Annotated in this window: 26 protein-coding genes; 15 read left to right on the top strand and 11 right to left on the bottom strand. The window is 70.3% G+C overall.

Annotated elements, in window-relative coordinates; all coding sequences use genetic code 11:
• The first annotated feature begins 229 nt into the window (after positions 1 to 229).
• Together ACXJJ3_RS14315 and ACXJJ3_RS14310 are read left to right on the top strand one after the other, a co-directional pair.
• Positions 230 to 1258 (top strand): LacI family DNA-binding transcriptional regulator, encoded by a 1029-nt coding sequence (locus ACXJJ3_RS14315; RefSeq protein WP_458170520.1) that lies wholly within the window; start codon positions 230 to 232, stop codon positions 1256 to 1258.
• A complete protein-coding gene (locus ACXJJ3_RS14310; RefSeq protein WP_458170519.1) occupies positions 1255 to 2310 on the top strand; it encodes a glycoside hydrolase family 130 protein in 1056 nt (351 codons plus the stop codon). The genes ACXJJ3_RS14315 and ACXJJ3_RS14310 overlap by 4 nt, the downstream gene beginning before the upstream one ends.
• Here the strand turns inward: ACXJJ3_RS14310 and ACXJJ3_RS14305 are convergent.
• On the bottom strand, positions 2291 to 3316 hold the full coding sequence (locus tag ACXJJ3_RS14305) for a phosphotransferase (protein WP_458170518.1): 1026 nt from the start codon (positions 3314 to 3316) through the stop codon (positions 2291 to 2293). The two genes, ACXJJ3_RS14310 and ACXJJ3_RS14305, sit on opposite strands and share 20 nt — an antisense overlap.
• 13 nt (positions 3317 to 3329) lie before the next feature.
• The gene (locus ACXJJ3_RS14300) at positions 3330 to 4037 is read right to left on the bottom strand and encodes a helix-turn-helix domain-containing protein (protein WP_458170517.1); all 708 of its coding nucleotides are present in this window, start codon (positions 4035 to 4037) and stop codon (positions 3330 to 3332) included.
• Positions 4038 to 4099: 62 nt separating this feature from the next.
• On the opposite strand from ACXJJ3_RS14300, the gene ACXJJ3_RS14295 reads away from it, so the two are divergent.
• Positions 4100 to 4507 (top strand): cupin domain-containing protein, encoded by a 408-nt coding sequence (locus tag ACXJJ3_RS14295; RefSeq protein WP_458170516.1) that lies wholly within the window; start codon positions 4100 to 4102, stop codon positions 4505 to 4507.
• Here the strand turns inward: ACXJJ3_RS14295 and ACXJJ3_RS14290 are convergent, their stop codons facing one another.
• The 3 genes from ACXJJ3_RS14290 to ACXJJ3_RS14280 all read right to left on the bottom strand — a co-directional run bounded on the left by ACXJJ3_RS14290 (position 4508) and on the right by ACXJJ3_RS14280 (position 8374).
• Entirely contained in the window at positions 4508 to 5440 is a 933-nt protein-coding gene (locus ACXJJ3_RS14290) for a VanW family protein (protein WP_458170515.1), read from the bottom strand.
• Positions 5441 to 5610: 170 nt separating this feature from the next.
• On the bottom strand, positions 5611 to 6153 hold the full coding sequence (locus tag ACXJJ3_RS14285; protein ID WP_458170514.1) for an Rv3235 family protein: 543 nt from the start codon (positions 6151 to 6153) through the stop codon (positions 5611 to 5613).
• An 853-nt stretch (positions 6154 to 7006) separates the two neighbouring features.
• Positions 7007 to 8374, bottom strand: a complete 1368-nt coding sequence (locus ACXJJ3_RS14280) for a hypothetical protein (protein WP_458170513.1) — start codon at positions 8372 to 8374, stop codon at positions 7007 to 7009.
• A gap of 157 nt (positions 8375 to 8531) precedes the next feature.
• Here ACXJJ3_RS14280 and ACXJJ3_RS14275 point away from each other — a divergent pair, with 157 nt between their 5' ends.
• Complete coding sequence (locus ACXJJ3_RS14275; RefSeq protein ID WP_458170512.1) at positions 8532 to 9080, top strand: hypothetical protein; 549 nt, start codon at positions 8532 to 8534, stop codon at positions 9078 to 9080.
• A gap of 44 nt (positions 9081 to 9124) precedes the next feature.
• Here ACXJJ3_RS14275 and ACXJJ3_RS14270 read toward each other — a convergent pair whose 3' ends face one another.
• Complete coding sequence (locus ACXJJ3_RS14270; protein ID WP_458170511.1) at positions 9125 to 9373, bottom strand: helix-turn-helix domain-containing protein; 249 nt, start codon at positions 9371 to 9373, stop codon at positions 9125 to 9127.
• Positions 9374 to 9541: 168 nt separating this feature from the next.
• Between ACXJJ3_RS14270 and ACXJJ3_RS14265 the strand changes: the two genes are divergently transcribed.
• From ACXJJ3_RS14265 to ACXJJ3_RS14245, 5 genes are all read left to right on the top strand, one after another.
• A complete protein-coding gene (locus ACXJJ3_RS14265) occupies positions 9542 to 10201 on the top strand; it encodes an SAF domain-containing protein (RefSeq protein ID WP_458170510.1) in 660 nt (219 codons plus the stop codon).
• On the top strand, positions 10201 to 11478 hold the full coding sequence (locus tag ACXJJ3_RS14260; RefSeq protein WP_458170509.1) for an AAA family ATPase: 1278 nt from the start codon (positions 10201 to 10203) through the stop codon (positions 11476 to 11478). Before ACXJJ3_RS14265 ends, ACXJJ3_RS14260 begins: the two co-directional genes overlap by 1 nt.
• Positions 11479 to 11581: 103 nt before the next feature.
• Positions 11582 to 12370 carry a DUF4097 family beta strand repeat-containing protein gene (locus tag ACXJJ3_RS14255; protein WP_458170508.1) on the top strand — a complete coding sequence of 263 codons (789 nt, stop codon included), beginning with the start codon at positions 11582 to 11584 and terminating at the stop codon, positions 12368 to 12370.
• 65 nt (positions 12371 to 12435) lie between these two features.
• Positions 12436 to 13080, top strand: coding sequence for an HAD family hydrolase (locus ACXJJ3_RS14250; protein WP_458170507.1), 645 nt, complete (start codon positions 12436 to 12438; stop codon positions 13078 to 13080).
• Positions 13077 to 14312, top strand: coding sequence for a glycosyltransferase 87 family protein (locus ACXJJ3_RS14245; protein WP_458170506.1), 1236 nt, complete (start codon positions 13077 to 13079; stop codon positions 14310 to 14312). The genes ACXJJ3_RS14250 and ACXJJ3_RS14245 overlap by 4 nt, the downstream gene beginning before the upstream one ends.
• Here ACXJJ3_RS14245 and ACXJJ3_RS14240 read toward each other — a convergent pair.
• Genes ACXJJ3_RS14240 through ACXJJ3_RS14230 form a run of 3 tightly spaced genes read right to left on the bottom strand, consistent with a single transcriptional unit; the run spans position 14275 to position 16807 of the window.
• A complete protein-coding gene (locus ACXJJ3_RS14240; RefSeq protein ID WP_458170505.1) occupies positions 14275 to 15009 on the bottom strand; it encodes a nucleotidyltransferase domain-containing protein in 735 nt (244 codons plus the stop codon). The genes ACXJJ3_RS14245 and ACXJJ3_RS14240 overlap by 38 nt on opposite strands.
• A complete protein-coding gene (locus ACXJJ3_RS14235; RefSeq protein WP_458170504.1) occupies positions 15009 to 16325 on the bottom strand; it encodes a hypothetical protein in 1317 nt (438 codons plus the stop codon). The genes ACXJJ3_RS14240 and ACXJJ3_RS14235 overlap by 1 nt, the downstream gene beginning before the upstream one ends.
• Positions 16325 to 16807, bottom strand: a complete 483-nt coding sequence (locus ACXJJ3_RS14230) for a cupredoxin domain-containing protein (RefSeq protein ID WP_458170503.1) — start codon at positions 16805 to 16807, stop codon at positions 16325 to 16327. Before ACXJJ3_RS14230 ends, ACXJJ3_RS14235 begins: the two co-directional genes overlap by 1 nt.
• Before the next feature lie 167 nt (positions 16808 to 16974).
• On the opposite strand from ACXJJ3_RS14230, the gene ACXJJ3_RS14225 reads away from it, so the two are divergent.
• From ACXJJ3_RS14225 to ACXJJ3_RS14200, 6 genes are all read left to right on the top strand, one after another.
• On the top strand, positions 16975 to 18438 hold the full coding sequence (locus ACXJJ3_RS14225) for a WS/DGAT/MGAT family O-acyltransferase (RefSeq protein ID WP_458170502.1): 1464 nt from the start codon (positions 16975 to 16977) through the stop codon (positions 18436 to 18438).
• Complete coding sequence (locus tag ACXJJ3_RS14220) at positions 18435 to 18959, top strand: DUF6912 family protein (protein ID WP_458170501.1); 525 nt, start codon at positions 18435 to 18437, stop codon at positions 18957 to 18959. The genes ACXJJ3_RS14225 and ACXJJ3_RS14220 overlap by 4 nt, the downstream gene beginning before the upstream one ends.
• Before the next feature lie 31 nt (positions 18960 to 18990).
• A complete protein-coding gene (gene ku / locus ACXJJ3_RS14215) occupies positions 18991 to 19905 on the top strand; it encodes a non-homologous end joining protein Ku (RefSeq protein ID WP_458170500.1) in 915 nt (304 codons plus the stop codon).
• Positions 19902 to 20354, top strand: a complete 453-nt coding sequence (locus tag ACXJJ3_RS14210; RefSeq protein WP_458170499.1) for a VOC family protein — start codon at positions 19902 to 19904, stop codon at positions 20352 to 20354. Before ku ends, ACXJJ3_RS14210 begins: the two co-directional genes overlap by 4 nt.
• 115 nt (positions 20355 to 20469) lie before the next feature.
• Entirely contained in the window at positions 20470 to 22098 is a 1629-nt protein-coding gene (gene pruA, locus ACXJJ3_RS14205) for an L-glutamate gamma-semialdehyde dehydrogenase (RefSeq protein ID WP_458170498.1), read from the top strand.
• Between the two features lie 44 nt (positions 22099 to 22142).
• Positions 22143 to 22961: a hypothetical protein gene (locus tag ACXJJ3_RS14200; RefSeq protein WP_458170497.1), complete on the top strand. Its 819-nt coding sequence runs from the start codon at positions 22143 to 22145 to the stop codon at positions 22959 to 22961.
• On the opposite strand, the gene ACXJJ3_RS14195 is transcribed toward ACXJJ3_RS14200, so the two are convergent.
• Together ACXJJ3_RS14195 and ACXJJ3_RS14190 are read right to left on the bottom strand one after the other, a co-directional pair.
• The gene (locus ACXJJ3_RS14195) at positions 22933 to 23136 is read right to left on the bottom strand and encodes a hypothetical protein (protein ID WP_458170496.1); all 204 of its coding nucleotides are present in this window, start codon (positions 23134 to 23136) and stop codon (positions 22933 to 22935) included. The two genes, ACXJJ3_RS14200 and ACXJJ3_RS14195, sit on opposite strands and share 29 nt — an antisense overlap.
• Before the next feature lie 79 nt (positions 23137 to 23215).
• Positions 23216 to 23707, bottom strand: a complete 492-nt coding sequence (locus ACXJJ3_RS14190) for a DUF2505 domain-containing protein (RefSeq protein ID WP_458170495.1) — start codon at positions 23705 to 23707, stop codon at positions 23216 to 23218.
• Positions 23708 to 23710: the final 3 nt, after the last annotated feature.

Here is a 23710-nt window from a genome sequence, read left to right as displayed (position 1 = left end):
GGGCTTCTCACCAACCCTGGCGCCGGAAAACCGGACTTCAGACCATCGGTCTGCTACCGGCTGGGTGCGTCACTGCGGCCCAGTTAACCGATCGGGTACGCCGCCCGTCAAGGAGATCCTGCAAACGAGTGCGCGGAACTGCCCGCAGATTGCGGTACTGCGCAATCTACGCAGTGCGTGTTTGAACCGGTTTAGACTGTTCTTTAACCGGTTGAGATGGAGGTGCCGAATGCCCAAGCGGCCGACCATCGCGGACGTCGCCCGACGGGCCGGCGTGTCCAAGGCCGCCGTCTCGATCGCGCTCAACGACCGCCCCGGCCTGGCCCAGGCGACCGTGGACCGGATCCTCGCGGCCGCCGACGAGTTGGCCTGGCGGCCGAGCCATCGGGCCCGCTGGCTGTCGATGTCGAAGGCGTTCGCCCTCGGCCTGGTCGTCACCCGGGACCCGGCCGTGCTGTCTTCGGACCCGTTCTTCCCGGCGTTCATCGCCGGGGTGGAGAGCGTGCTGTCGACCCGCGGCCAGGCGCTGGTGCTGCAGGTGGTTGCCGACGGCACGGAAGCGGACGGATACCGGCGGCTCGCCCAGGACGCGCGCGTCGACGGGGTGATCCTGTCCGACCTGCGGCACGACGACCCGCGGATCGACCTGCTGGTCGAGCTCGGCCTGCCCGCGGTCACGCTGAACCGGCCGGACCGGCGGTCGCCGTTCCCCGCGGTCAACCTCGACGCCGGCCCGGGGACACAGGCGGTCGTCGAGCATCTGCTCGGGCTCGGGCACACGCGGATCGCGTACGTCTCCGGCCCGCCGACGTTCGTGCACGCCACCTCCCGGTCGGTGGCGTTCGCCGAGGCGCTGGCCGCGGCCGGGCTGGAGACGGTCGCGGTCGAGGCCGGCTACTTCACCGCGGCCGGTGGGATCGAGGCCACCCGGCGGCTGCTCGCACTGCCGGCGCCGCCGACCGCGATCGTGTACGCGAACGACCGGATGGCGATCGCCGGCCTCGGTGCCGCGCAGGCCGCCGGCCTGACGGTGCCGGACGACCTGAGTATCGCGGGCTTCGACGACAGTGAGCTCGCCGAGTACGTGCATCCCGGGCTGACCACGGTCCGCGCCGATCCGTTCCACTTCGGCGCCGCCGCGGCCCGGACCCTGAACCGGGTCGTCGACGGCGAGGCCGACGTACCCGATGTCGAACTTCCGCCGGCGGAACTCGTCGTCCGGCATTCCACTGCTGCCGTTCCGAAAGGATTCCCGTGACATTTCCGTACACGCTGACCCGCGTCGGCGTCGTGATGACCGCCGAGCCGGGCAACGACCTCGAGGCGGAGGGTGTCCTCAACCCCGCCACCGGGCACACCCCCGACGGGCAGCTGCACCTGCTGCCCCGGCTGGTTGCTGAGGGCAACGTATCGCGGATCGGGCTGGCCGCCGTCGACCTGGTGGACGGCGTACCGATCGGCGTCCGGCGGGAAGGCGTCGTGCTGGCGCCGGACCGCGGCTGGGAACGCGGACTGCACAACGCCGGCGTCGAGGACCCGCGAGTCACGTTCGTACCGTCACTCGGCCTGCATGTGATGACGTACGTCGCCTACGGTCCGCTCGGTCCGCGCCCGGCGCTCGCGGTCTCGTCGGACCTGCGCAAGTGGCGCCGGCTCGGCCCGCTGCACTTCGAGTACCAGCCCGACCTGGACCTGGACCTGAACCTGTTTCCGAACAAGGACCTCGTTTTCTTTCCGGAGCCGGTGACCGGTCCGGACGGCGAACCGGCGTACGCGATGCTGCACCGGCCGATGTGGGACCTCGGCTGGATCCGGCCCGGTGAGGGGGTGTACCTGCCGGCCGGGGTGACCGACGACCGGTTGAGCATCTGGGTGTCGTTCGTCCCGGTGTCGGCGGTCGACGGGGACCTGCGCCACCTGGTGAACCTGCGGGAACACCGGCTGGTCGCGATGCCGGAGCACCCGTTCGAGGAGCTGAAGATCGGCGCCGGGACGCCGCCGATCCGGGTCCCCGAGGGCTGGCTGGTCATCCACCACGGCGTCACCGGCCTGCCGCCGGAGAGCTTCGACCCGTCCGCCCAGAAGGTCAGCTACTCCGCCGGCGCGCTGATCCTGGACGCCGACGACGTGACCCGGGTGGTCAGCCGGACCACCGAGCCGTTGATGGTCCCGGAAACCGAGCAGGAAAAAGTCGGAACAGTAGGAAACGTCGTTTTCCCGACCGCGATCGAGGAGGTCGACGGCGTCCGGTACGTCTTCTACGGCATGGCCGACGCGGCCATTGGCGTGGCTAGATTGGACCGCGTCTGAGCGCCTCGGCGCACCAGTTCGCGACGAACAGCAACGCCTGACCGCGTTGCTGGAAGAGGTGCCGGCTGTCTGCCTGCTGGTGGTACGCACTGTGCGTCGCGTCGGACGCACGCCCCAGCAGGCCTGGCAGCAGCCACGCGTACTTCACCCCGGACGCCATCACCGCGAGCCGGACCTGGTCCGGCGGGCCACTCCAGCCGGCCTCGCGCAGGCCGTCGAGGTAGTTGGTGATGCAGGTCTCGGCCAGCTCGGGCATCCGCTCGGCCGGCCAGAACAGGTCGAACACCGCGTCCGGGATGTAGTTGCCGATGTCCTCGCCGAGCGCGCCGTCGCCGAGGAACGACCAGTCGAACAAGGCGAGTTCTCCGGTCGGTCGCTCGATCACGTTCGAGACCCAGAAGTCCAGGTGGCAGCGGGCTCGGGGGAGCGACTCGACCAGCTTCAGCAGGGCGTCGCGATGCACCAGCAGTGCCGTCCACGCCTGCCGGAGTTCGGGCGGCCAGTTGTCGCGGACGAGCGGCTGTTGCCAGGCGTCGTCGTCGGTCGTCAGGTGCCACGGGACGACGCGGGTCGTCGAGTAGTCGCGGAGGAACCCGGTCGACGTCCACGGTCGCTCGGTCGCGGGCTGGGCCTGCCACCGGCCACAGGCCCGGGCGAGTACGGCGTGTTCGGCGAGGCTGAAGTGGGTGCCCGGTGTACCGGTGACGTCCTCCATCAGTATCTCGGCGCCGTCGGAGCGCTCGGTCACCTCGGCGTTCGGCAGGAACAGCCCGGCGTCCGCGAGTCGGGTGCGCAGCTCGTCGTCGCTGTAGACCTCGAGTTCGCGGCGCCAGTAGTTCCAGTGCCGCGGATCGGTCGACGCCGCCCACGGACCGGTCTCGGTGTCCGGCCGCTTGAGTTCCTTCCGGACGGCGGTGTGCCCGTCCGCGTACGTGACCCGCTCGACGTTCGCCGTCACCGCGTTCAGCGGGTTGTGCCGCAGGGGAGCGGTCCCGACCTCGGTCATGCCGAGCAGTGTGTCAGCCGATGAGGACCTTCGGTGGTAGTCCGGTCAGGGCTTTCACATCGCGAGTCAGATGCGCCTGGTCGGCGTACCCGGTGATCATCGCGACGTCGGCGAGCGGCAGCCCGGTGCGGGCGTGGTCGAGGGCAACATTCATCCACAGCACCCGGTCGAGCAGCTTCGGGCCGTAGCCGAACGCGTCCAGGCAACGGCGGTGCAGTTGCCGTTCGCTGAGGCCGATCGCCCCGGCCAGGCGGGAGACGCCGGCGCTCCCGCGGAGCAGACCGCTGCGGACACTGGTGACGACCTGCGCGGTCAGCCCGTCCGTAGGTCCGTCGGCAAGCCGGGCGACCTCCAGGTCGAGCGCGGCCGGTGCGTCCGGGGCGGACCGGATCCGGTCGAGCAGCCGGCGCGACCGGTTCGGTGACCAGAGATCGGCGAGCAGGACCTGCTCGTTCAGCAGCACACGGGCCGGTACGCCGAGGAACCCCGGCGCGGCGCCCGGCGCGAATCGGACCCCGGCGTACCGCGTCCCGCGCGGCGCGCTCCCGGTCCAGGCGCGGCTGTCCGGACCGGCGACGTACAGCTCGCCGTCGATCAGCATCAGGTCCATGCAGCCGTCGGGAAGGATCCGGAACTCGCCGCCCTCGGCGGTCCGCGTCCACAGGTCGGCGCCGGCGATGCGCGCGGGGCGCTCCCGATACGGCTCGACGACTTCGGTCACGGGTCCAGTTTGCTACGGCGTACCGACAGTTTCGGTTGTGTGGGTTCGGGCAAGTAAGGCGCATGCCACGTCGCGATGATCTGTCCGGGATACCGCTCCTCGGCCGTACGGTCGTCCCCGAGGGCTCCGGTCTGGTGCTCGCCGAGTGGGAGGCGCCGGGGCGGACGTCGGACCAGGTCGCGTGGCAGGCGCCGTTGCACGTGCATCACACCGACGACGAGGCGTGGTACGTGCTGTCCGGCACGCTGCGGCTGAACATCGACGGCGAGGACTACGACGTACCGGCCGGGTCCGGGATCGTCGGTCCGCGCGGCGTGCCGCACACCTTCGGCAACCCCGGCGAGGAGCCCGCCCGGTACGTGCTGGTGATGTCCGCGACGACCCAGGCGATGCTCGCCGAGTTGCACGGCGGGTTCTCCGGCGACGTGGCCGCGCTGTTCGAGAAGTACGGGTGTTCGCTGCTCGGGTGATCAGTCCGGCAGTACGACGTCCACGACCGGGACGTCGACCGGCAGGTACTTGACCAGGGCAACGTTCTCCCGGACCAGCTCGTCGCGCAGCGCGGTACCGGTGCGGCGGTCGATCACGGTCCGCCAGATCTCGTTCCGCCGGAAGTAGTCCCCGCCGGCCCGCAGGAACCGCTCGCCCTTCGAGAACACCCGGTACGACGACGCGGCCGGCACGTCGGCCAGGATCTCGCCCTCCAGGTACCGCTCGCCGACGCCGACGCGCAGCTGGAACGTCTGGTCGGTGTCGTTGCGGAACTGCAGGTCCACGTAGTTGTAGACGATGCTGCACCCGACACCCCACGGCAGCACGCGGCCGTTGTCCGGGAACGGGTCGAAGCTGTGCGTGGACCGCTGCGTCACGGTCAACGGCGAGTGCAGGACCATCCAGTGCAGCAGGTTCGCCAGCTGGCAGATGCCGCCGCCGATCCCCGGTTTCGCCTGCCCGTTCGAGAGCCGCATGCCCTTCTGGTATCCCTTGCGGCGGGTCGCGTTACCGACCACCTTGTTGAACGAGAACGTCTCACCCGGACGGATCAGCAGCCCGTCCACCTGCGCACACGCGAGCTTCAGGTTCGTGACCTTGTTGTGCTGCATCCACATCTCGGTCTCGCCGAGCTGGCGCAGCAGCAAAGACTTGTGACGCTTGACGCGCACCGGGAGGTCTTCACGGTTGTGCGTCGCCGCGAACGGCGTACTGGAGCGCATCCACTCGACGCGCTTCACGGCCCGGTGGTAGCGCACCGCCAGCGGATACAGCAGCCGGATCCGTTCACTCCACCGCTTCCGCCGTACGGCCGGCACCACCCGGGCCCGCTCGGCAGCACTCAGCTCCTGCAGCCCGATCCGCCACGACTTCGGCGTACCTTCATCCAGCGGTGTGACAGTTGTGCTCACAGACATACCCGTTTCCCCGACAAGCCGATCCGGTCACCGTACGCCGCCGCGCCCCCGACCGCGTGACAACAGCAGCACAATCAAATTGCGCAATCTGAGACGCCTTGGGGCGGCCAATAGTTGGCACTCGTTTCCGCCGGATGTCCTGTGATCGGTCAGGGACCAACCGGTCAGCCCAGCTCGAGCGCGGTGCAGACCCAGCGATTACGCCGTACCTCCAGCCGCAACGCCACCGCCCGCGACCGCTCCCCGTGCCGAACATGCGCCGCCACCTCGGCAATGTCCGCCTCCGGCATGAACACCCGCACCGACCGCACAGTGCTCTTCTCCTTCGCACCCCGGCTGCCCGCCGTCGTGTTCATCCCCAGCAGCCGGACCCGCCGATTCAGCTCCAGAAACACCCGGTCGTTGGTGAAACGCACCAGCTGCGAGATAGGCCGATCTCCCACGAGCACCTCAGAAACCGCCTGAGCCAACCGCCCACCCCACAACCGAACATCCGGCAACCCGGCGAGCTCCGCGCGCCCAGTCGTCGCGCTGGTGTCGGCCGTCGCTCCGGCGTCGCCAACTGTGGTTTCGAGTGGCGCCCGGGCGCCGTCAGCCCGCTCCGGCACCCCGCCCGGGGCGGAGATCCCCAGCCGGGTGACGGCCTGCAACCGAACCGCCAGCGCCCCCTCCGTCAACTGCCCGGAGAACCGCGCCGTGGCCGGCACCGAGTGCTCCCCATCACCCCGCTCCGCCCGCAACCGAGGCCGCGTCACAGCCTCAAACATCTCCCGCTCCGAACCACCGGCGTCAGGCGAGCTGGTGGCCTCAGGGGTGGTTGCGCCAGCCGACGTGAGGCCCTGGGGACCGGCCTGCCGAGCGCCGGTTGAGGCGGGGTCCTGACGGTCCACCTGCGCGACAGCGGCGGCGCTCAGCTCCCGGGTGTCGGCTTCCGAAGTACCGGCTGGCCTGAGCCTCCGGGTTTCGGCTTGGGAGGCGCCGGACGGGCTGGGGTTCTTGGGGTCGGCTCGCAGAGGGCTGGCCGGCCCGAGGGTCGGAGACTCGGCCTGCCGAGCACCGGTTGTGGTTGGGTTCTGAGGGTTCGCCTGCGCGGCGTCGGCCGGGCTGAGGTGCCGGGCGTCGGCTTCCGAAGTACCGGCTGGCCTGAGGCTCCGGGCGCTGGTTTGCGGAGCGTCGGCGGGGGTCGGGTTCTGGGGGTCGGCTTGCAGAGCGTCGGCGGGGGCGGCGTTCCGGGCGTCAGCCGGCGGAGCGCTGGTAAGCGTGCGCTTCTTGGGGTCGGCCTGGGGAGTACTCGCTGGGGTCGGGGGTTGCGGGGCGGCGGTCGGGGTGGGGTTGGGGACCAGGGTGAGGTCCGGGGTGGAGGTCGGTTCGGGGGGCTTGGGGAGGGGGTTGGCGGGCATGGGGGCCTCCGGGGGATGTGGGGCGGTGCTTGGAGCGGGGGACGGGACGGGGGTGGTGGGCGCGTGCGTCGTACCAGCGGGGTCCTCGGTGCCTGTGGGTACGGCGGTGAGGGGAGCGGTGGGCTGGAGGTCTTCCGGCCGGAGGCTGTGCTGGTTCATGTCACTGCTCCTGTTGATGAGGCGGGAGGCGGTCGCCGTGGGAGGGCGGGATGCGGAGAACCTGCCCGGGGAGGATGAGGTCGGGGTCGTTCCCGATCACGTGACGGTTGGCGGCGTACCAGTCGTGCCAGCGAGCCGCGATCGCTTCGTTGGTGGCGGAGGGGCCGAGCTCGCGAGCGGCAATACTCCAGAGCGAGTCCCCGCCCCGCACGACAACACTCACGGGAACCTCCGGCCGCAACTCGGTGTACCGAGTAGGAGCCCCATCAGTAGGCCGATCAGGAACCCCCACCGGCCCCCGCCCACCCACCTGCTGCCGCCGAGACTCCCCAGCCTGCTGCTGCCCCCCGCCAGCCTGCTGACGAGAACCACCCGGCTCCTGAGAACTACCCGGCTGCTGCGAACCGCCCGCCTGCTGAGAACCGCCCGCCTGCTGAGAACCACCCGGCTGCTGGTGGGACCCACCGGTCTGTTGGTGGGAGCCGCCCGGCTGCATGTGAGATCCGCCGGGCTGCTGACGAGAGGTGCCCGGCTGCTGGTGTGAGCCGCTCGGCTGGTTCTTGGGGTCGCCGGCCTGCGGGGTGGTGCCCGTCGGCTGGTTGGTTGGCGTGCCGCTCGGGGCTGTGGGGTTGCCGGTTCTGGTGGTGCCCTGCGACGGGTTGGTGGGGGCGATGGGGAGTTGGGAGGAGGGCTCGGTGGCGCGGTAGTTGGTGGTGTTGGGGGTGTTGCCGACCTCCAGGGTGGAGGCGGCTTCGGTGGCGCGGTTGTCGTGTTGGGTGGTGCCGCCGATTTCGAGGCTTGAGGCTTGTTCGGTGGTGCGGTGGGTGGACTGCTGCGGGGTGTTGCCGATCCCGAGGGTGGAGCCGGCCTCGGTGGCACGGTAGTTGGCCTGCTGGGGAGCGCCGCCGATCTCCAAGGTGGAGCCGGCCTCGGTCGCCCGGTAGCTGGCCTGTTGGGGAGCGCTGCCGATTTCCAAGGTGGAGGCGGCCTCGGTGGTGACGTGGCGGACGTGGGCCGCGTCGGGGGTGGCGTGGGCTACGCCGACGGTGAGCGGGGTGACGGCGGCGACGCCCAGGCCGGAGCGGAGCAGGGCTCGGGCGGTCTTCGTCGTGATGCGGCCGGCGACGGCTCCGGCGAGGGCGCCGACGACGCCGGGGATCTGCTCGAGGACCGTCAGGATGACGGCCAGGGACAGCCAGATGTACGCGATCCAGGCGATCGTGCCGACCGCCAGTACGGTCAGCGAGTCCAGGTCGTACGTCCGCAGGCCGCTGACCGAACCCGCCGTCATCCAGCGCAGCAGCCAGCCCAGCCCGGCGAGTGCGAGCACCGCGAGGGTGCCTTTGAGCACCCGGATCATCGCATTCATCCCGCTTCGCTCCCGACCTTTGAGTTTGCGTTAGTTTGCTTTGGCTTGATCACTATAGACCGGTACTAGGCCGCCTTTGCAAGTCCTTAACGCACGCTGCGTCGTGTCGCGCTGCGGAGGGTGAACGGCGGCACCCAGGACCGGTAGGTTCACGGTCATGCGGTGGGATGCGTTGTTCGCGGACCTGGAGTCGCAGTTCGAGGCGCTCCAGGAGGGAGATCTGTACGGCGAGGTCGCCGACCGGATCCGGGCCGAGGTCGGGAAGATCACCGTGCTGGACCGGCTCCGCGGGGCGGTGAACACGGTCGTCCGGGTCGAGGTGATCGACGCGGACCCGGTCCGCGGGATGCTCAGCCGGGTCGGGAAGGACTGCGTGCTGCTCGAGACCGAGCGCTACGAGGAGTGGCTGATCCCGGTCGAGGCGCTGGTCGCCGTACATCGGCTGGGCCCGTGGGCGGAGCCGGCCGTGGGAGCCGTCGAGGGGAAGCTCGGGTTGGCGCATCTGCTGCGGGGGATCGCGCGGGACCGCTCACCCGTCACGCTGTTCTGCGCGGGTGGAGGTCCGGTCACCGGCACGATCGACCGAGTCGGCGCCGACTTCCTCGAGATCGCCGAACACCCCCTCGACGCACCCCGCCGCCGCACGGAGGTCTACAACGTCCGCCTCGTCCCCACCCAAGCCCTCCGAGCCCTCCGCCGCCGCTGACCACCCCGCTCCCGGCGCCAGCCCGCCGGGGGAGGTGGGGGGGGCTACAGGTGGGCGTCTTCGGTGGTTTCGGATTCTTCGCCGAAGGGGTGGGTGTCTATGAACTGTTTGGTTTCGGTGTAGAGGCGTTCGATGTACTTCTCCAGCTCGGCGGACTCGACGCGCCACTGGCCGCGGCCGCCGATCTTGACGGCGGGGATGTCGCCGCGGCGGACCAGGGCGTAGACCTGGTTGGCGGAGATGTTGAGGACCTCGGCGACGTCGGCGAGCTGGAGGAAACGGGGACCCGGCATCGTCGGACTCCTTCGCATAGTGGCTGGTTCCTTCAGTTTGCCATGGTTGGCGAGTGGATGACCGAGTTTGTCCCCAGGGCATGACAGCCTGTGGATGACCGTTCACGGCCGGCTCGCGGAACAGGCAGAATGTCCGCGGACAGGCGATCCACCGACTGGGGAGACGACGTGGTCGACACACAGGTGCGCAGCGAGTTCGGGGCGCCCGCTGCCCCGGCGCAACGCAACCGCAAGGCGCGCTGGAAGGACGGGCGCCTGGTGCTCGGCGTGCTGCTCGTCGCGGTGACCGCCTTGGCCGGCGCCAAGCTGCTGTCGTCGGCGGACGACACGACCACGGTCTGGGCGGCCAAGCACGAGCTCCGGGTCGGTGCCGCGCTGACCGACGACGACCTGACCACGGTCCGGGTGCGTTTCACCAGCAGCAGCGAGTCCGGGAGATACCTCTCTGCTGACGCCGACCTCAAGGGCATGGTCGTCGGCCGGGCGGTGGGGCAGGGCGAGTTCGTCCCGAAGGATGCCGCCGTACCGAAGTCGGACCGCGACCGGACGGAGATGCCGCTGGCGGTCGCGACCGGTCACCTGCCGCCGGATCTGGCGGTCGGCGACGTCGTCGACGTCTGGGTGGTGCCCAAGGAGGAGGGCCGTCCCGCGTCTCAGCTGTGGACCGCGGTCCGGGTGCTGCAGGTCGACTCGGTGAAGGGCGTCGCGGGCGGTTCGGCGCGTCGGCAGGTGACGATCGATCTGGCGTCGGCCGACCAGAGCCGGATGGGCTCGTCGCTGGCCGCGATCAGCGCCGGTGAGCCGACCCTGGTGCGGAAGGCCGGCTGATGTCGATACCGGTGCTGCTGGCCGTCACGGGTGCTCCGTGGGAGGCCGATGTCGTACGGCGGGCCGAGCAGGCGCCGGGGATCCGGGTGGTCCGGCGCTGTGTGGACTTCGCGGACGTGATGGCCGCGGCCGCCAGCGGGCAGGCCCGTGCGGTGCTGGTCGCGGACGCGATGGCCCGGCTGTCCTCGGACGCGGTCGCCGCCCTGCATTCGCGCGGCATCGTCGTGCTCGCGCTGGTCGACCCGCTGGAGACGGGTGCGCCGTTCGGGGCCGAGGACCGGCTGGCCCGGATGGGGATCGAGCGGATCCTGCCGGCCGACGTCAGCCCGACGGACCTCGGCAGGGCGGTCGCGGACGCGGTGGATTCCGGTCCGCCGGTGGCGAGTTCGCATTTCGCGGGCGGGTTCGTGCCGCTGACCCCGGAGGACGCGGCGAATCCGCGGCCCCCGGCGTTCCCGCAGGGCACCGGCCGGCTGATCGCGGTCTGGGGCCCGACCGGCGCGCCGGGCCGGTCGACGGTCGCGGTCAACCTGGCGACCGAGCTGTCGCTGCGCAAGGTCCCGACCCTGCTCGCGGACGCGGACGTGTACGGCGGGACCGTCGCGCAGATGCTCGGCATGCTCGACGAGACGTCCGGCCTGGCCGCCGCCGCGCGTTCCGCGTCGAACGGTTCGCTCGACACCGTGATGCTCGCCCGGCACAGCCGCGAGGTGAACCCGCATCTCCTGGTGCTGTCCGGCCTCAGCCGCGCCGACCGCTGGACCGAGCTGCGGCCCGCCGCGGTCGAGTCGATCTGGGCGACGGCGCGGACGCTGGCGCCGCTGACCGTCGTCGACGCCGGGTTCTGTATCGAGACCGACGAGGAGATCTCGTTCGACTCGCTGGCCCCGCGGCGCAACGGCGCGACGGTGTCGACGCTCGAGGAGGCCGACGAGGTGATCGTGGTCGGTACGGCGGATCCGGTCGGCCTGACCCGCCTGATCCGGGCGGTCCACGAGGTGCGCGGTGTCGTCCCGTCGGTCACGGTCCGGGTGGTGGTGAACCGGCTGCGGTCCAGCGCGCTCGGAGGATCCCCGAGTGACGCCGCGATGGACGCGCTCCGGCAGTACGCCGGGATCGACCGCGCGACCCTGCTGCCGTACGACCTGAACGCGACGGACACCGCGATGGCGCACGGGCGGAGCCTGGCCGAGGCGGCGAAGTCGAGCAAACTGCGCAAGGCCTTCCAGCAACTCGCGGCCGAGGTCGCCGACGCCTTCCACACAGTCCCGGCCTGAAAACAGTGCCGGGCTGAAACAGTGCCGGCCGGACAACAAGCTCAGGGTCGATCCCGGGGAGATCCCGACCGACAGCAACGTCCGGACCTGGCAGGGTGGGGGCATGTCTGACGTCCAGAGCCGCCCGCGAGGCACGATGAGTACCGAGCGGCGGTACGGGATCGCGATCTCGGTCGCCCTGATCCTCGGCGGCGCCTACTGGGCGCTCACCGGCCTGACCGAAGGCACCCAGACCGGCCAGAGCAGCTACGCCGTGCAAGGCGACGAGCTGACCGTGAAGAGCGCGTCCGCGCAGGTCGAGGTCCGGCCGGGCGACGGCACCCAGGTGCAGGTCGAGCGGCAGTTCGAGCGGAACGTGTTCGGCTCCGACCCGAAGGACAGCTACAAGGACGGCCGGCTCGAGCTGGACAGCGGCGGCTGCGGGTTCCTGTCGTTCAGTTGCAAGACCAGCTACGTACTGACGGTGCCGCGGAACGTGAAGCTCACGCTCGAGGGCAGCAGCGGCCGCGTCACGGTGTCCGGGCTCGAGGCGGGCGCGGACGTGAAGACCAGCTCCGGCAACATCGAGGTGCACGACGTCAACGGCCCGCTGGACCTGCGGTCGAGCTCCGGGAACGTGGACGCGGACGGCCTGACCTCGACGGCGGTGTCGGCGCACAGCAGTTCCGGCAACATGACGCTGGACTTCGCCGCCGTACCGCAGTCGATCGAGGCGAAGGCGAGTTCGGGTGATGTGTCGATCGAGCTGCCGCCCGGCGACACGGCGTACAAGCTCGACACCGAGACGTCGTCGGGGGACCGGGCGGCGAACGTGAAGAGCGACCCGAACGCGACCCGGACGATCACCGCCCGGACGTCCTCGGGCGACGTCAGTATCGAATACGCGCACTGACCACAGCGCGTGAGATCCAGGGTCGGGAGGGTGAGCGTACCCACGGCCTGAGTAGGCTGGCCGCCATGGTCGAGGTGCGTGGTCTGCTGGTGGACTGGGGCGGCGTCCTCACCTCCGGGCTCGAGCCGGCGCTGCGCCGCTGGGCGGAGCTGGACGACTTCGACTTCGACTCGTACCTCGAAGCGGTCATGAAATGGCTGCCGTCCGAGAACGTGACCGCCGAGCTGAACCCGGTGCACGCGCTGGAGCGCGGCCAGCTCGCGGTCCCCGACTTCGAGCGCAAGCTCGCCTCACTGCTGGTCCGCCGCGACGGTACGCCGGTGCCCGCCGAGGGCCTGATCGAGCGGATGTTCGCGCACTTCGAGCACCAGCCCGCGATGGCCGCCCTGGTCCGCCGGGTGAACCGGCGCGGGATCCGGACCGCGCTGCTGTCGAACTCCTGGGGCAACACGTACCCGCGCGACACCTGGGACGGGATGTTCGACGACGTGGTGATCTCCGGCGAGGTCGGGCTGCGCAAGCCCGAACCGGAGATCTTCCGGCTGGCGGCCGGCCGGCTCGGCCTGGAACCGACCGAATGTGTCTTCGTCGACGACCTGCAGCTGAACGTCGACGGCGCCCGCGCGGTCGGGATGACCGCGATTCTTCACACCGAGTACGACGAGACCCGGCGAGCGCTGGAAGACCTGTTCGGAGCCGACCTGACGTGACCGTGACCACCCCCGCCTCCTCCTCGACCCGTCCCGCCGGGCGCCGTGGCGTCGTCGTGGCCGTTCTGGCCTGCGCCGCGCTCGTCGCGGTCGGCGCCTGGATCATGCACCTGTACGGCGGCATGATCGACCTCCGCGTCTACCGGATGGGCGGGTCGGTGCTGCTGCACGGCGACTCGCTGTACGACGCGAAGCTGCCCGGCGGCTCGAACCTGCCGTTCACGTACCCGCCGTTCGCGGCGATCGCGATGGTCCCGCTGGCCGCCGTACCGTGGGGGCTCGCGCTGGTCGCGTGGACGACGCTGTCGGTGTTGTGCATCACCGCGCTCTGGCGGACCAGCCTGACCAAGACGTTCTGGTCGTTCGTGACGCAGCGGAAGCGGACCGCCGTACTGGTCGCGCTGACCGCGCTGTCGCTGCTGCTCGAGCCGGTCTGGCAGACCATCCAGTTCGGCCAGATCAACCTGTTGCTGACCGCAATGATCCTGCTGGACCTGGTGCGCCCGAAGGATACCCGGCTGCGCGGGTTCTGGGTCGGCGTCACGATCGGCGTGAAGCTGACGCCGCTGCCGTTCCTCGCGCTGCTCGTGGTGACGAAGCAGTGGCGGGCGCTGCGGAACGCGGTGTTCGGGCTGCTGGCGACGATGGGGATCGGGTTCGCGATCGTGCCGCACCAGTCGTGGCACTACTGGACCAAGGTGATCCTGGATGCGAACCGGGTCGGCGGCATCGCGTACACCGGCAACCAGTCGTTCAACGGCTTCCTGCACCGGATCGGCGACGAGGCGAGCTGGGTGCAGCCGACCTGGTTCCTGCTGTCGGCGGTGTTCGGGCTGGCCGTGCTGTGGCTGGCCCGCAAGTACTGGCTCGCGGACGAGCGGGTGACCGCGATCTCGGTGCTGGCGCTCGCGGTGCTGTACGCGTCGCCGATCTCGTGGAGCCACCACTGGGTGTGGATCATCCCGCTCGGCGTCAGCCTGATCCGCGGCGTGAACCGCGTCTGGGGCCTGAACCCGGCGGTCGTCACCGGCGTACTGTTCTACGGCCTGTTCGTGCTGCGCTCGATCTGGTGGGTGCCGTACCGCGACGACCGCGAGCTGAGCTGGACGTTCTGGCAGTCGATCCCCGGCAACTCGCACCTGATCGTCGGCATGATCGCGTTCATCCTGCTGGTGATCACGAGCCGCAGCCTGCCTAAGCCGTCAGCGCCCGAAGCGGCCCAGAAAGCCTGACCGCGAGGTCCGCGTCGACAGATGCGGCCTCGGCCAGCAGCACGTCGACACTCGCGCGGAACGCCCGCCGGAGCTCGGCGTCGTCGAGCGACCGCACGAGCGTCTGCTCGACGTCGCCGGTGTCCGGCAAGAGGTGCAGGCCGCGTCCTTGGGAGTGCGGTACGCCGTGGCGCAGGCACATCAGCGTCAGCACGTGGTCGCGGACGCCGCTGATCATGTACTCCGCCTGCCACGTCCGGCCGCGCTCGATGCTGGAGCGGGCGTGCAGGGCGTACAGCCAGGCGAGGCCGATCACGTCTGCCGGGTCGGGCGCGCTCCAAAGCTCTTGTTGGGTGCTCTCGCCGAAGAGCAGCTGGAAGGTGGGGCCGAGGGGTCCGAAGGCGCCGCTCGGGGCGAAGGCGATATCCACCTGGAGGGTGGAGTCGAGCAGGAACACCCGGTAGATCGTGCTGCGGGACCACACGTCGGTGTGGTGGACGGCCGCGTGGTCGGCGTACAGGCGGGCCGTCCAGTCGGACAGGACGTCGGACTGGACGGCGTCGGGCGTGAGGCCAAGGGCGAGGTCGATGTCGGACCAGCGGTCCTCGGCGCCGATCGCGGCGGAGCCGGTCAGGGCGGCGCCGGCGACCCGCGCGTCGGCTCGGGCCGCCGCGACCAGGGCGTCGCGGAGGGCCGAGCGGTCGGCGGGGGTGTACATCAGGAGGAGAAGAGCAGCAGCAGGCCGGCGCAGGTGTAGCCGACCATGACGACCAGGAGCGGGAGCTGGCCGGCGAGGGCCTTGGCGCGCGGGAAGAGCGCGACCGCGCGGTCGTGGGCGGAGATGACGCCGAGCAGGTGGCCGCAGACGACCGCGACGACCTGGATGACGGCGATCAGCGTGCTGTGGTTCGTGATGCCGGTGTTCACCGCGAGCAGGCCGGTGCCGAACACGTTCGCGCCGTTGCTCAGCGGGTCGCTCAGGTAGATCAGCGTCCGCTGGCCCTCGAGGATGAACAGCGTCAGGTAGTGCGCCACGACGTACCCGAACGCGATCGGTACGACGGAGTGCGCGAAGAGACCCGGCAGCGCCGTACGCGAGCTGTCCGACAGCCGTCCGGCTAGCACCGTCGCGCCGGAGTATGTGCCGAGCACGACCAGGATGAAGACGATCAGCGCGCCGGTGCCGAGCCAGGTCATCGAGATGTCCTGGTTCTGCGCCCAGCCGATCCAGGCGGACGAGTTGGAGAACCCGTCGTACGCCGTCGAACCGAGCAGCGCGGCGACCATCCCGACCAGCCCGGGCTGCGGCTTCAGCCCGTCGAGGTTCTCGAGCGGGCGCCGGACCACCAGCGCGCCGTCCGTACGCCGGCCCCACGGCGACAGGCGGGACATCAGCGTCGCGTAGACCTCGAACGGGTCGCCCTGCGCGAACCACCGGTCGCCGAACAGGATCGCGCCGAACATCGTGATCACGACGTACAGCGCGATCCAGGCCTGCAGCACCGGGATCGTGGCGCGGTCCGGGGCGACCAGCTCGAGCCACGTGAACGCGAAGATGCCGAGTGCGGCCGGCCACAGGCCTGCCCAGCGCGGCAGCTCGAGCAGGCCCTTCGACGGGGGCTGGCGGAGCAGCTTCGAGAGCAGCAGGTGAATGGTGCGCAGCGGGTTCAGCGTCCGCCAGACCGGGCCGAGCACGATCGAGATCGGCACCAGCCCGACCCAGACCAGGATGTAGATGAACCCGAAGATCGGGTTCGTCAGCCGGTCCACGCCGAACATCAGCGACACCATCGCGTACAGGAAGGTCGCCAGCCCGAGGACCCGGACGATCCAGCGGAACCAGTGGGCGTCCACAGTCCGGGTGATTGCGGCGGGCAACGGCTTCCCGGATGCGTTCCCGCGGTACTTCGGACTCCGCCAGGCCAGCCCCAGGACGACGAACGACACCGCGACCGCGACCGCCGCACCCCCGACCGCCAGCCCGAACGGAATCGGCAGATCCTGCCTGCCTCCGATCCCGTGCAGCGGCAACATCAGGAGACGACGAGCTTCGCGACGAGCTTGCCGCTCTTGTGGGTCTCGACCTCGAAGGTGCCCTTCATGTTCGCGGTGAACTTCACCGACGCGGCCTTGCCCGGGGTGAGCTCGAGCTCCTTGTCGTACCCGTGGATGTGCAGCTCCTCGGCGGCGTCGCTGGTCGCGGTGACCAGCACCGTCTGACCGGCCTTGACCTTGATCGTCGCGCCGCTCGGGTTCACCTTGCCGTTGGCAACGGTGACGTCGATCTTCACGTCCGCGGTCTCGTCGGACGGGTCCGCGGTGTTCGACGGCGATCCGGTGTTCGGCGCGCCCGGGGTCGGCGTGTTGGCCGGCAGCGTGGAGGTCGGCGTACCGGAGTCGCCCGGCGACGGGGTGCTGCTGCCGCTGCTGTCGCCTCCGCCGCAGCCGGCCAGGACCAGCATGCCGAGGGTGGGGAGAAGGGCGGTGGCAGCACCGCGGGTCAGCGTCGAACGCATCGGTCCAGAAGCCTTTCGAGGGTCATGGGGCATGGCCGGGTGTGGGACACACCCTCTTGCCTGACGAACACGAATAGCTCAGTGTTCCCGTACGAGCAGTGTTGCAGCACACTGTCGGACCCACCCACTAGGGTGAGAAACCTGTCGACAAGAGGAAGGTGACTGGCATGCCGGACCGGCTGACGTCGCTCGATCTCACCTTTCTCAAGGCCGAGTCGCCGGCCACCCCGATGCACGTCGGGACGGTCGACATCTTCGAGCCGCCGGTGCACGGCGACGAGGGGTTCGACTACGAGAGCCTGGTGGCGCTGATCCGGGACCGGATCGCGTTCGTGCCGCGGTACCGGCAGCGCGTCCAGCAGATCCCCGGGCGGTTCGCCGGGCCGGTCTGGGTGGACGACGAGGAGTTCGACATCACGTTCCACGTCCGGCGCTCGGCGCTGCCCCGGCCGGGGACGCACGCGCAGCTGCTGGAGCTGGTCGCCCGGATCATGTCCCGGCGGCTGGACCGGGCCCGCCCGCTGTGGGAGATGTACCTGGTCGAGGGCCTGCAGGGGGACCGGTTCGCGATCATCGCGAAGTCCCATCAAGCGCTTGTCGACGGCAACAGCACGGTCGACATCGGCCAGGTGGTGCTGGACGCCACCGCGCACCCGAAGGACACGCCGACCGACACCTGGCAGCCGGAGCACCCGCCGTCCGCGCTGGAGCTGCTGGCCGGCGTGTTCGCCGACGCCACCCGGAACCCGACCGCCGTGCTGGAGCTCGCCCGCGCCGAGCTGGCCGGCCTGACCGGCTCGACATCGGTGCGCGAGGTGCTCGGCGGCGTGGTCGGCTCGCTGGTCGCGCAACGGCACGCCCAGGAGAGCTCGCTACACGTGAAGACGTCCGGCCAGCGCCGGTTCACCACCGTGCAGACCGACCTGGAGGACTACCGGTCGATCCGCGCGGCGCACGGCGGCACGGTCAACGACGTGGTCCTGGCGGTGGTCGCGGGCGCGTTCCGGGCCTGGATGATGACCCGCGGCGAGGGCGTCGGGCCGACCCGGAGCGTCCGGGCGGTGGTCCCGGTCAGCATCCGCGACGACGAGGACGAGGAGCCGACCTCGCTCGGCTCCCGGGTGATCGCCTCCGCGGTGAACCTGCCGGTCGGGGAGAACTCGCCGGTCATGCGGCTGCACCAGATCTCGTACCAGACAAAGGTGCACAAGGATACCGGCCGCGCGGTCAGCGCCCGCTCGCTGGTCGGCATCGCCGGGTTCGCGCCGACCACGCTGCACGCGCTCGCGGCCCGGGTCGCGACCACGACGGTGCGGCCGATCGACGACGTCGTGATCACGAACGTGCCCGGCCCGCAGTTCCCGCTGTATGCGCAGGGTGCCCCGATGCTGGCGTCGTACCCGGTGGTCCCGCTGATGCCCGGGCAGGGCCTGTCGGTCGGGGTCACGTCGTACGACGGCAAGGTGTACTACGGTCTGAACGCGGACCGCACCGCCATGCCGGACCTCGCTGTTTTCGCCCAATGTGTGACCGATGCGCTGGACGAGTTGCTGGACACCACCCGGGGCAGCCGGAACCGGGCCTCCCGGGGCCGGAAGAAACCCCGTACCACCAAGAAGGCGGGTTCATGAGGGTCTACGTACCGTCGACACTCCGGCTGCTGAGCGCGGCGTGCAACGCCGGCGAGGTCGGCCCGGCGCCGCTCACGGTGTACGCCGTGACACCGGCGCTGCGGGAGTGGTACGCCGAGGGCGACGACGAGGAGCTGGAGTTCGCCGCGATGGCGCAGGCCGCCCGCGCCTCGGTGGGACTGCTGGCGGCGGACCCGGGTACCAGTCGGAGACGGGTCGTGATCGCGGCCGAGGTCAGCGCCGTACCGCCGGCGGACGGGTCGGTGGAGCTCGGCGACGCCCGGCTGGAGCTGCACGTGGTGATCCCGTGGCGCTCGGTGGCGTCCGTGCACCTGGACGCCGCCCAGGCGACCACGGTGATCGGTAAGGCCGCGGACCTGTGGGAAGCAGCGCAGGACGGAGACGACGACGCGGTGTTCGCCCTGGATTCGTGCGAGGGTGAAGACCTGATGTGGTATGCGACACAGGAGATCCCGGATCTGCTCGCGGCGGAGGGGCCGCGCGGCGGACAGCGCACCTAGCGCAGATACGGCATGTAGGGAGCTGATGGCGATGCAGGCGATCTGGAAGGGGGCCATCTCGTTCGGGATGGTGACGATCCCGATCAAGGTGTTCTCCGCGACCGAGGAGAAGGACATCTCGTTCCGCCAGGTCCACGTCGCCGACGGGGGCCGGATCAAGTACAAGCGGATCTGTTCGATCGACGGCGAAGAGGTGCCGTACTCCGACATCGGCAAGGGGTACGAGATGCCCGACGGCCGGATGGTGGTGCTGGACTCCGACGACTTCGCCGACCTGCCGCTGTCCAGCAAGAAGGTCATCGACGTGCTGGAGTTCGTGCCGGCCGACCAGGTGGACCCGCTGTACCTCGGCAAGTCGTACTACCTGGCGGCCGACGGCGGGCCGGGCGCGAAGCCGTACGTGCTGCTCCGGGACGCCCTTGAAGGGTCCGAGCTGTATGCGCTGGTCAAGGTCGCGCTGCGGTCCCGGGAGAGCCTCGGGCTGCTCCGGACCGTGGACGACGTGCTGGTGCTGCAGGTGATGCTCTGGCCGGACGAGATCCGCGACAAGGGGTTCGCGGCGCCGCCGGAGGACGTCGAGATCAGGTCCCAGGAGAAGGCGATGGCGTCGTCGTACATCGACACGCTGCGTGGTGAGTTCGACCCGGACCAGTACCACGACGAGTACCGCGTGGCGCTGGAGAAGGTCGTCGAGGCGAAGGCCGAGGGCGTGCCGCTGCCGGAGTCCGAGGAGGAAGAGACCGAGGGCGCCGAGGTCGTCGACCTGGTGGCCGCGCTGCGGGCGTCGGTCGAGGCCGCGAAGGCCCGGCGCGCGGGCGGTGCCGAGGCTGCTCCCGCGAAGAAGGCACCTGCCAAGAAGGCAGCGGCCGCCAAGAAGGCTCCGGCGAAGAAGGCTGCTGCCAAGAAGGCGCCGGCGAAGAAGGCCGCGAAGAAGAAGGCGTCATGACCGAGCGCACCGAGATCCCGAAGAGCCTCGACGACATCCCGGTGGACCCGGCGCATCCGCTGGTGCAGCCGGGTGCGTACCTGCTGGAGCTGATCCCGATGCCGGTCGCGGACGTCGACCGGGCGAAGGCGTTCTACACCGACCAGGCCGGGTTCGTCTGCGACGTCGACGTCACGCCCGCGGACGGCGTCCGGATCGTGCAGCTCACGCCGCCCGGGTCGTACTGCTCGATCTCGCTGACGAGCGGGTTGCCGCAGCTGCAGATGCCGGTCGGCTCGCAGCGTGGCCTGCACCTGGTCGTGCAGGACATCGAAGCGGCCCGCCAGGCGCTGATCGCCCGCGGCGTCGAGGTCAGCGAGACCGAGGACCTCGGCGGCGTGTACTACGCCTGGTTCGCGGACCCCGACGGCAACACCTGGGCCCTCCAACATATGCCGTGGCGAAAGTAATTCAGCTGCGTTGTGCCCTGACGGTACTGGCGTGGCACCATGCAGGTGTCACGCCGGTCCACCTGTAGCCGGCGTGCCCAGTACGATCCACCACCTGATCGAGGAGTGCCGCAGCATGGATGCCGTGACCGCCGTACCGACGCCCGCCAACGAGCCTGTCAAGGGGTATGCGCCCGGATCCGCGGAGCGGGCGAGCCTGGAGGCGAAGCTCAAGGACTTCGTGGCCGGCGGGGCGATCGACCTGACCTGCACGATCGGCGGCGAGCAGAAGCTCGGCGGCGGCGCGCCGATCGAGGTGGTGCAGCCGCACAAGCACGCGCACGTCCTCGGCACGCTCGGCAACGCGACCGAGGCGGACGGCCGGGCAGCGGTGGACGCGGCGCTGGCGGCGGCTCCGTCGTGGCGCGCGCTGTCCTTCGACGACCGCGCGGCGATCTTCCTGAAGGCGGCCGACCTGCTGTCCGGCCCGTGGCGCGACACCCTGAACGCGGCCACCATGCTCGGCCAGTCCAAGACGGTCCAGCAGGCCGAGATCGACTCTGCGTGCGAGCTGATCGACTTCCTCCGGTTCAACGTCGCCTTCGCGCGGCAGATCGTCAGCGACCAGCCGATCTCGTCGCCGGGCGTCTGGAACCGGGTGGACTACCGGCCGCTCGAAGGCTTCGTGTACGCGATCACCCCGTTCAACTTCACCGCGATCGCCGGCAACCTGCCGACCGCGCCCGCGCTGATGGGCAACACCGTGGTCTGGAAGCCGTCGCCGACGCAGCAGTTCGCGGCGCACTGGACGATGCGGCTGTTCGAGGCCGCGGGCCTGCCGGCCGGTGTGATCAACCTGGTCACCGGCGACGGCATCGAGGTCAGCAAGGCCGCGCTCACCCACCCGGACCTGGCCGGCATCCACTTCACCGGCTCCACGAAGACGTTCCAGTCGCTGTGGGGGACGGTCGGGACGAACATCGCGTCGTACAGGACGTACCCCCGGCTGGTCGGCGAGACCGGCGGCAAGGACTTCATCCTCGCGCACCCCTCGGCGGACCCGGCGGTGCTGAAGACCGCGATGGTGCGCGGCGCCTTCGAGTACCAGGGCCAGAAGTGCTCGGCCGCGTCGCGGTCGTACGTGCCGCGCTCGCTGTGGGACCGGATCCGCGACGACATCGTGGCCGAGACCGAGTCGCTGACGATGGGCGACGTCACCGACCTGTCGAACTTCATCGGCGCGGTGATCGACGACCGCGCGTTCGCCAAGCACAAGGCGGCGCTGGACCGGGCCGCGGCGACCGACTCGATCGATGTCGTTGCCGGTGGCACCTATGACGACAGCGAGGGGTACTTCGTCCGCCCGACCCTGCTGGTCTCCGAGGACCCGACCGACGAGATCTTCACGACCGAGTACTTCGGCCCGATCCTCGGCGTGCACGTGTACGACGACGCCGACTACGCCGAGGTCATGAAGGGCATGGAGCACTCCGCGCCGTACGGCCTGACCGGCGCGGTGATCGCGCAGGACCGGCACGCGATCGCGGAGGCAGCGGAGTACCTGCGGTTCGCGGCCGGCAACTTCTACGTCAACGACAAGCCGACCGGCGCGGTCGTCGGCCAGCAGCCGTTCGGCGGCGCCCGGGCGTCCGGCACGAACGACAAGGCCGGCTCGATGTGGAACCTGATCCGTTGGGCGTCCCCGCGGTCGATGAAGGAGACCTTCACGCCGCCGACCGACTACCGCTACCCGCACCAGGGCTGATTATTCGAAGGCGCCGCGCTGCCGATCCGCCTAGGCTCGGCAGCATGACGCCCGACGACGACCTGGCGGTGCCGAGCGACGGGCCGGCGGCGCCGAGCGACGGGCCGGCGGTGCCGAGCGACGGGGCAGCGGTGCCGGACGTGCGCCTTGCGGCCACCGGGCAAGCCGGACGGCGCCGGGAGGCGGCCTACGAGCTACCGCTGGAAGCGGAGGCGGATCATCGCCAGGTGCAGCGGGTGCTTGTTGCGGCGGGGTGGACGCCTTGCGGGGCGGGGGACTGGGCGATCGCTTTGCGGTCGCCTGATGGGCTCACGGCGGCGCGGATCAGCCCGTTCGATCCGGTGGGACCGTACACGGCCGCGCTCTACCGCGAGGCGGCGTACACCGGCCAGGTGCCGCGGCTGTACGAACACCGTCGGCTCTCGGGCGGCGGCGACCTGCAGATTCTCGAATGGCTGTCGCCGGTCGCGGCGAACGACGCAGCCGCCTTCCACCGATCGCTCGCCGCGCGTGAGCCGGCCCTCGCCGAGCTGGCGGACGTCGTACGGCAGGTGCACGAGCGCGGCCTCCGGGAGCTGCCCTGGTTCGGCCCGAACGTCGACGACAACCCGGACAACGTCATGCGCACCGCAGACGGCCGCCTCGTCGCGGCGGACCTGTTCAGCGCCGACGGCCCGCGGCTCTACGACGCCGTCCTCGACGACCCCGACCTGGTGGCCGCGACCATCCCGGAGGACGAACGCCGCTTCATGACCGAACTCCCGATGACCAACACCGGGCCTTGGCCCGCCGAGACCGTCGACACGATGCGCAGCAGCCTGGCGGCCGCCGACACTAGGCGGTGTGGTTCAGCTCCTGGGTAGGTGGATCGACCAGGAGCGCCGAGCCGCACTTGGTGCAGATCCACTCGTCGGGCTCGTCGATCAGGTAGTCGGACGGCTCGATGCGCTCGAACGGCATCACGGTAGCGCAGAAGGCGCAGTACTGGCTCGCGTCGGGTGCGGCTCGGTCGCGCTTCTTGCGTAGGGAACTTCGCATCGGTACGGGTCACCTCCGGTGCAACTCTTCTTCTCAGGTTGCCACCGGAGGCGCCGTGGTCAGCGCAACGACACGAGGTTTACTTGCCGCTCCACTCGTGCCCGAGGTCGTGCTCCTTCTGCAGGCCGTTGCGGATCGCGTCCACCACGAACGGCTCCATCTTCTTGCCGATCAGCGGGACGGCGACCTTGATGTCGAGGTCGATCGCCTGCACGGTCTGCGCGCCGTTCGCGGCGATCCGCGCCGTACCCTTCAGCGTCACCGGCGTGTTGCTGATCTCGCCGGACACGTCCGCGGTCCGGGACCCGTCGGCCGCGGCCGGGTGCCAGGTCTCGGTCTGCACCACGGTCAGCGTCTCGCCGACGAACTTACGGGCCATGTCCGGGATGTCCTTGGCCTCCATCTTCCGGCTGACCCGGACCACGGTGTCGCCGCCGGACGCGCTGACCTTGACGTCGTACGACAGGGCCTTGGTCTTCTCGCAGGCCTGCTCGCGGAAGGCCGTGTCCGTCACGATCGCGAACACTTCCTCGGGGGTGGCGTCGTACGACGCCGACATCTTCAGCTCCATGTC

It is taken from the genome of Kribbella sp. WER1, assembly GCF_054189145.1.
The sequence above is the reverse complement of the archived record's forward strand: the minus strand, read 5'-3'. Positions and strand labels throughout refer to the sequence as shown.

Excerpts from the sequence above, each read along its gene's own strand:
- ACXJJ3_RS14305 (WP_458170518.1), bottom strand. The coding sequence starts at position 3,316 with ATGACCGAGGTCGGGACCGCTCCCCTGCGGCACAACCCGCTGAACGCG.
- ACXJJ3_RS14315 (WP_458170520.1), top strand. The coding sequence starts at position 230 with ATGCCCAAGCGGCCGACCATCGCGGACGTCGCCCGACGGGCCGGCGTG.
- ACXJJ3_RS14210 (WP_458170499.1), top strand. The coding sequence starts at position 19,902 with ATGACCGAGCGCACCGAGATCCCGAAGAGCCTCGACGACATCCCGGTG.
- ACXJJ3_RS14250 (WP_458170507.1), top strand. The coding sequence starts at position 12,436 with ATGGTCGAGGTGCGTGGTCTGCTGGTGGACTGGGGCGGCGTCCTCACC.
- ku (WP_458170500.1), top strand. The coding sequence starts at position 18,991 with ATGCAGGCGATCTGGAAGGGGGCCATCTCGTTCGGGATGGTGACGATC.
- ACXJJ3_RS14195 (WP_458170496.1), bottom strand. The coding sequence starts at position 23,136 with ATGCGAAGTTCCCTACGCAAGAAGCGCGACCGAGCCGCACCCGACGCG.
- ACXJJ3_RS14235 (WP_458170504.1), bottom strand. The coding sequence starts at position 16,325 with ATGTTGCCGCTGCACGGGATCGGAGGCAGGCAGGATCTGCCGATTCCG.
- ACXJJ3_RS14200 (WP_458170497.1), top strand. The coding sequence starts at position 22,143 with ATGACGCCCGACGACGACCTGGCGGTGCCGAGCGACGGGCCGGCGGCG.
- ACXJJ3_RS14220 (WP_458170501.1), top strand. The coding sequence starts at position 18,435 with ATGAGGGTCTACGTACCGTCGACACTCCGGCTGCTGAGCGCGGCGTGC.
- ACXJJ3_RS14225 (WP_458170502.1), top strand. The coding sequence starts at position 16,975 with ATGCCGGACCGGCTGACGTCGCTCGATCTCACCTTTCTCAAGGCCGAG.
- ACXJJ3_RS14295 (WP_458170516.1), top strand. The coding sequence starts at position 4,100 with ATGCCACGTCGCGATGATCTGTCCGGGATACCGCTCCTCGGCCGTACG.
- ACXJJ3_RS14240 (WP_458170505.1), bottom strand. The coding sequence starts at position 15,009 with ATGTACACCCCCGCCGACCGCTCGGCCCTCCGCGACGCCCTGGTCGCG.
- ACXJJ3_RS14255 (WP_458170508.1), top strand. The coding sequence starts at position 11,582 with ATGTCTGACGTCCAGAGCCGCCCGCGAGGCACGATGAGTACCGAGCGG.
- ACXJJ3_RS14230 (WP_458170503.1), bottom strand. The coding sequence starts at position 16,807 with ATGCGTTCGACGCTGACCCGCGGTGCTGCCACCGCCCTTCTCCCCACC.
- ACXJJ3_RS14280 (WP_458170513.1), bottom strand. The coding sequence starts at position 8,374 with ATGAATGCGATGATCCGGGTGCTCAAAGGCACCCTCGCGGTGCTCGCA.
- pruA (WP_458170498.1), top strand. The coding sequence starts at position 20,470 with ATGGATGCCGTGACCGCCGTACCGACGCCCGCCAACGAGCCTGTCAAG.
- ACXJJ3_RS14190 (WP_458170495.1), bottom strand. The coding sequence starts at position 23,707 with ATGGAGCTGAAGATGTCGGCGTCGTACGACGCCACCCCCGAGGAAGTG.
- ACXJJ3_RS14275 (WP_458170512.1), top strand. The coding sequence starts at position 8,532 with ATGCGGTGGGATGCGTTGTTCGCGGACCTGGAGTCGCAGTTCGAGGCG.
- ACXJJ3_RS14260 (WP_458170509.1), top strand. The coding sequence starts at position 10,201 with ATGTCGATACCGGTGCTGCTGGCCGTCACGGGTGCTCCGTGGGAGGCC.
- ACXJJ3_RS14270 (WP_458170511.1), bottom strand. The coding sequence starts at position 9,373 with ATGCCGGGTCCCCGTTTCCTCCAGCTCGCCGACGTCGCCGAGGTCCTC.